Origin of the sequence: Roseovarius ramblicola, assembly GCF_042430665.1 — a bacterium.
GTDB classification, from domain to species: Bacteria; Pseudomonadota; Alphaproteobacteria; order Rhodobacterales; family Rhodobacteraceae; genus Roseovarius; species Roseovarius ramblicola.
The window spans coordinates 1-610 of the sequence record NZ_JBHMEC010000045.1 but is presented as its reverse complement, the minus strand read 5'-3'; the positions used below and the strand labels follow the sequence as shown (position 1 = coordinate 610).

The following is a 610-nucleotide window of genomic DNA, read 5'->3' as shown; positions in this document are numbered from 1 at the left end:
CACGGCAAGACGACTCTGACGGCGGCGATCACGAAGTATTTCGGTGATTTCCGGGCCTATGACCAGATCGACGGCGCGCCGGAGGAGAAGGCGCGCGGGATCACGATCTCGACGGCGCATGTGGAATACGAGACCGAGGCGCGGCACTACGCGCATGTGGATTGCCCCGGCCACGCCGACTACGTCAAGAACATGATCACCGGCGCGGCGCAGATGGACGGCGCGATCCTGGTGGTGAACGCCGCCGATGGCCCGATGCCGCAGACGCGCGAGCACATCCTTCTGGCGCGCCAGGTCGGGGTTCCGGCGCTGGTGGTGTTCCTCAACAAGGTCGACCAGGTCGATGACGAGGAGCTTCTGGAGCTGGTCGAGATGGAGGTGCGCGAGCTTCTGTCGAGCTACGATTTCCCCGGCGACGACATTCCGATCATCGCGGGCAGCGCGCTGGCGGCGATGGAAGGGCGCGACCCGGAGATCGGCGAGAACAAGATCCGCGAGCTGATGGCGGCTGTGGACGAGTTCATCCCGACGCCCGAGCGCGCGATCGACCAGCCGTTCCTGATGCCGATCGAGGACGTGTTCTCGATCAGCGGCCGGGGCACGGTGGTGA

At 65.7% G+C, this 610-nt stretch carries 1 protein-coding gene; it reads left to right on the top strand.

Annotation, left to right across the window (positions count from 1 at the left end):
- On the top strand, positions 1-610 hold a 610-nt coding region (locus ACFFU4_RS18330), incomplete at both ends, for a GTP-binding protein (protein ID WP_377071345.1).